Genomic DNA, 4,701 nt, shown 5'->3' with positions numbered 1-4,701 from the left:
GGGCTGGCTCGCGCCGTCCTGGCCGGTGGAGCACGGCGGCACGGGCTGGACGCCCACGCAGAAGTACATCTGGTCGGAAGAGACCGCGAAGGCCGACTGCCTGCCGGTGCTGCCGTTCGGCGTCTCAATGCTGGCGCCTGTGATCTACACGTTCGGCACCGAGGAGCAGAAGAAGAAGTTCCTGCCTGACATCTACAACGGCGACGTCTGGTGGTGTCAGGGCTACTCCGAGCCGGGCGCCGGTTCGGACCTGGCCAACCTGAAGACCCGCGCCGAGCGCATCACGGCCGACGACGGCAAGGAATACTACATCGTCAACGGCCAGAAGACCTGGACGACCCTCGGCCAGTACGCCGACTGGGGCTTCTTCCTCGTTCGTACCGACCCCGACGCCAAGCCGCAGGCCGGCATCTCCTTCCTGCTGATCGACATGAAGAGCCCGGGCGTCACCGTGCGGCCGATCATCACCCTGGAAGGCGGCCACGAGGTCAATGACGTCTTCCTCGACAACGTGAAGGTGCCGGTCGAGAACCGCATCTTCCACGAGAACCAGGGCTGGACCTGCGCCAAGGCGCTGCTGGCGCACGAACGCTCGGGCATCGCCGGGGTGGCGCGCTCTAAGCGCAACCTGGAGAAGCTCCGCAAGATCGCCGCCACCGAGCGGTCGGACGCCGGCGGCTCGCTGATCGGCGACGCCTTCTTCCGCCGCAAGATCGCCGAGCTGGAGATCGACCTGACGGCGCTGGAGTTCACCGAACTGCGCACCCTGGCGGGCGAGTCCAGCGGCAAGGGCCCGGGTCCGGAAAGCTCGATCCTGAAAATCAAGGGCACCGAGATCCAGCAGCGCCTGCAGGAACTGGCGCTGGAGGCGGTGGGCCACTACGGCGCGCCGTTCCTGCGCGACCTGCGCGGCTCGAACGTTGGCGTGGGCCCCGAGTACGCCGACGGACTGGCCGGCGAATACTTCAATGGCCGGAAGACCTCGATCTACGGCGGCTCGAACGAGATCCAGCGCAACATCATCGCCAAGATGGTGCTCGGCCTCTAAGCCTTACGACATTTCCGCCGACGACATTTTCAGACGGAGTAGACCGTGGATTTCAGCTTCACCGAAGAACAGTCGATGCTGCGCGACACGGTCGCGAGCTACCTGGCCGACAACTATGACTTCGACAAGCGGCGCGCGGCGCTCGCCAAGGAGCCGGGCTGGCGGCCAGATGTCTGGAAGGCGTTCGCCGAGGAGCTGGGCATCCTGGGCGCGCCGTTCTCGGAAGAGCTGGGCGGCCTGGGCGGCGGTCCGATCGAGAACATGGTCGTCATGGAAGAGCTGGGTAAGGCGCTGGTCGTCGAGCCCTACCTGCCGACGGTGGTGATCGGCGGCGGCTTCCTGAAGCATTCGGGCCATGCCGGCGCAGCGGACCTGATCGGCGGCATCATCGGCGGCGAGAACATCTTCGCCTTCGCCTACGCCGAGCCGAAGGGCCGCTACAACCTGGCCGACCTGACGACGACGGCGAAGAAGGACGGCGCTGGCTGGACCCTGAACGGCCACAAGGCCGTGGTGATCGGCGGGCCTTACGCCACCCATTTCATCGTCACCGCGCGGACTGCCGGCGGCCAGCGTGACGCCCAGGGCGTCTCGGTGTTCCTGGTCGAGCGCGGCGCGGCGGGCGTCTCGACGCGCGACTATCCGACGGTGGACGGCTTCCGCGCCTCGGAAGTCTATTTCGAGAACGTCAGCCTGGGCGCGGACGCGCTGATCGGCGCGGCCGACAACGGCCTGCCGCTGGTCGAGAAGGTGGTGGACGAGGCCATCGCCGCCACCTGCGCCGAGGCCTGCGGCGTGCTGCGCAAGCTGCACGAAGGCACGCTGGAATACACCAAGCAGCGCAAGCAGTTCGGGGTGCCGATCAGCTCCTTCCAGGTGCTGCAGCACCGGATGGTCGACATGTTCATCAACCTCGAGCAGTCGATCTCGATGACCTACATGGCCAACATCAAGCTGAGCGACGACGCGGAGCGGGCCAAAGCGGTGTCGGCGGCCAAGGTGCAGATCGGCAAGGCCTGCAAGTTCGTCGGGCAGAACGCCATCCAGCTGCACGGCGGCATGGGCATGACGGACGAGATGGCCATCGGCCACTACTTCAAGCGGGCGACCATGATCGAGAGCGCCTTCGGGTCGGTGGACCACCACCTGTCGCGCTACGAATTCCTCAGCCTCGGCCAGGCGGCCTAGAGCTTTGGGAAAGGAAGCCCACGTCCGCGCCGTCCTCGCCGATGGCGCGGACGAGGGCCGCCTGCAGTACGAGGCGCCGAAGCTGGTCTTCCGCGGCCGCGAGCGCCGCGTGTTCGACGCCCAGGCGCTTAAGGGCCTGCGCGCCGAGGGCCCTGAGCTGGTGCTGGCCGATGGCTCTCGATTCGAGCTGGGCGAGCGGCAGGCGAAGAGCTGGGCCGAGGCGATCCTCAATCCCAAGGGCCGGCTCGACAAGATCGGCGTGAAGCCGGGCATGCGCACCGCCGTCATCGGCGTGGACGACGCCACCTTCACCGCGGAGCTCAAGGACAGGGGCGCGGTTCCCGTGACCGAGCTCAAGGGCCTGGATCTCCTGTTCTATGCCGCCGACAGCCAGGCGGAGCTCGATCGGGTGACCGAGCTCGTACAGACGCTGGGGGAGACCGGCGCGCTGTGGATCGTCTCGCGCAAGGGCAAGGCCGCGACCGTGAAGGACATCGATGTCATAGCCGCGGCGAAGGCGGCGGGCCTGGTCGACAACAAGGTCGTGGGCTTCTCGGCCAACCTGACCGCCTTGCGGTTCACGCGGGCCAGCCCATTACCTGCGGCGTAATCGACCGGCCTACGCCATTGGGGCTTCCTCCCGCCGACAACGGGAGCAAGCCGATGAACCGCCGCCATATCCTCCTCTCCGCCCTCGCCACCGGCGCCGCGACGCAGGCGGCTTCGCACGCACAGGCCGCGCCGGCGCGCAAGCGCCAGCAGGTCGTCGCCCGAGACGGCACGCGCCTGTTCCACCGCGACTTCGGCCAAGGCCCGCAGGCGCTGGTGTTCACGTCCAGCTGGGCGCTGGACAGCCGCATGTGGGACTATCAGGTCGCCCACTTCGCCGGCCTCGGCTATCGCTGCATCGCCTGGGACCGTCGCGGCCACGGCCGGTCGGACATCGCGTCCGGCGGCTACGACATGGACACCCTGGCCGACGACCTCGCCGCGGTCCTGGAGCAGCTGGACCTTCGCGATGTGATCCTCGTCGGCCACTCGATGGGCGGAGCCGAGACTATTCATTACCTGGCGCTGCACGGCGGGCGGCGCGTGCGCAAGGCGGCCCTGATCGCGCCGGTCGCGCCGTTCGTCCTGCAGACCGCCGACAACCCCCACGCCGTCCCGCAGGCGGTGTTCGAAGCCGTCTGGAGCCAGTACGCCACGGATTTCCCCAAGTGGGCCTACGACAACCAGGCGCCCTTCTTCACGCCGGAGACCTCGCGGCCCCTGCAGGAACAGCTGACCCGCCAGTTGTGCGAGACGCCTGTGCCGGTGGCGATCGCCGCCCAGCGGGCGCTGGTGACCACCGACCTGCGTCCGGATTTGCCCAAGATCGACCGGCCGGTGCTGGTCCTGCACGGCGACAGGGACGCCTCGGCGCCGCTCGCGCTGACCGGGCAGCGCGTGGCTGCGGGCATCCGCGGCGCCCAGCTCAAGGTCTACCCGGGCGCGCCACACGGCATCTGGGTGACGCACCTGGCCCAGGTGAACCGCGACCTGGAGGCGTTCTTCCGCGGCTGAGGTTGCGGCGGGGGCCGCACCGCCCTAACCGGAGGCGATGTCACTCCGCGACTTCGGACTGCTGGTGCTCGTGTGCCTGCTCTGGGCCTCGAACAACATCGTCTCGAAATATGTGGTGAGCTACCTGGAGGCGCCGCCGCTGTTCTACGCCGCGGCGCGCTTCGCCGTGGTGGCGCTGGCGGTCTTTCCGTGGCTGTTCCCGATGCCCAAGCCGGCGTGGAGGCTGATCGTCGTGTGCCTGCTGATGGGCGGCGGCAACTTCGCCCTCCTGTTCGTCGGCCTGAAGACCGCGACGCCCTCGGCCGCGGCGGTCGTCAGCCAGGTGGGCGTGCCGATCACTACTCTCCTGTCCGTGCTGATGCTGGGCGAGCGCATCCGCTGGCGCCGGGCCGCCGGCATCGCGCTCACCCTGGCCGGCGCCCTGGCCGTGATGTGGGACCCGAAGGGCTTTGCGCTCTCCACCGGCCTGATGTTCGTGGTGGCCGCCGCCTTCGCGGGTTCGTTGGGCGCGGTGATGATGAAGCAGATGGAGGGCGTGAAGCCGCTGCAGTTCCAGGCTTGGGTCGGCTTCACCTCGGTGCTGCCGCTGGGCCTGCTGTCGGCGATCTTCGAGCCCGGACAGGTGCAGGCCGGCCTCGACGCGGGCTGGCGGTTCTGGGTCGCGGCGGTCTATTCGGGCCTGGTGGTCTCGGTGGTCGCCCACACGCTCTACTACGGCCTGATCCAGCGCTACGAGGCGAACCTGATCTCGCCGTTGACCCTGATGACGCCGCTCGCCACCATCGCGCTCGGGGTGGCGTTGCTGGGCGATCCGTTCGGACCCAGGATGGCGGTCGGCACGGCGATCGCGCTCGTGGGCGTGCTGATCATCGCCCTTCGCCGGAATCAGGTGATGCCGCTGC

At 68.4% G+C, this 4,701-nt stretch carries 5 protein-coding genes; all 5 read left to right on the top strand.

Annotated elements, in window-relative coordinates; translation table 11 throughout:
* A partial coding sequence (locus RIF93_RS16570; RefSeq protein WP_309092554.1) for an acyl-CoA dehydrogenase family protein occupies positions 1-1,048 on the top strand: 1,048 nt, incomplete at its 5' end.
* A 45-nt stretch (positions 1,049-1,093) separates the two neighbouring features.
* On the top strand, positions 1,094-2,236 hold the full coding sequence (locus tag RIF93_RS16565) for an acyl-CoA dehydrogenase family protein (RefSeq protein ID WP_309092553.1): 1,143 nt from the start codon (positions 1,094-1,096) through the stop codon (positions 2,234-2,236).
* Between the two features lie 4 nt (positions 2,237-2,240).
* On the top strand, positions 2,241-2,846 hold the full coding sequence (locus RIF93_RS16560; protein ID WP_309092552.1) for a DUF3052 family protein: 606 nt from the start codon (positions 2,241-2,243) through the stop codon (positions 2,844-2,846).
* A 53-nt stretch (positions 2,847-2,899) separates the two neighbouring features.
* Entirely contained in the window at positions 2,900-3,799 is a 900-nt protein-coding gene (locus tag RIF93_RS16555; protein WP_309092551.1) for an alpha/beta hydrolase, read from the top strand.
* Between the two features lie 37 nt (positions 3,800-3,836).
* A partial coding sequence (locus tag RIF93_RS16550) for a DMT family transporter (protein WP_309092550.1) occupies positions 3,837-4,701 on the top strand: 865 nt, incomplete at its 3' end.

This window comes from Phenylobacterium sp., from assembly GCF_031181185.1.
Taxonomy (GTDB): domain Bacteria; phylum Pseudomonadota; class Alphaproteobacteria; order Caulobacterales; family Caulobacteraceae; genus Phenylobacterium.
The sequence above is the reverse complement of the archived record's forward strand: the minus strand, read 5'-3'. Positions and strand labels throughout refer to the sequence as shown.